The organism is Bradyrhizobium campsiandrae, from assembly GCF_014529705.1.
GTDB lineage: Bacteria > Pseudomonadota > Alphaproteobacteria > Rhizobiales > Xanthobacteraceae > Bradyrhizobium > Bradyrhizobium campsiandrae.
The window spans coordinates 1-221 of record NZ_JAANIH010000472.1 but is presented as its reverse complement, the minus strand read 5'-3'; the positions used below and the strand labels follow the sequence as shown (position 1 = coordinate 221).

Sequence of the window (221 nt, the reverse complement as noted above, 5' to 3'; positions counted from 1 at the left end):
CCGTCTTCGGCTCCGGCTTGGCAACGAAAGCGCTGACCGAAGTGGAGACCGCGAGATATTGCGAGGTGATGTCCTTGGCCGTGCTCTGGACCGAGCTCAGGCCAGCCAGCGCCGCAGTATCGGCGAGATCATTACGCTGACGCGCGAGAACAACAAGATCGCAGCCGACGAGCTGAACAGCGTCGGCAACAAGATCCGCTTCAAGTTCGACGACCTGGCAA

The 221-nt window shown here is 60.6% G+C and carries 1 protein-coding gene; it reads left to right on the top strand.

Features of this window, described 5'->3' with window-relative positions; translation table 11 throughout:
- Nucleotides 1–221, top strand: a 221-nt coding sequence (locus G8O24_RS44205) for a hypothetical protein (protein ID WP_210324932.1), incomplete at both ends; no start/stop codon positions are given.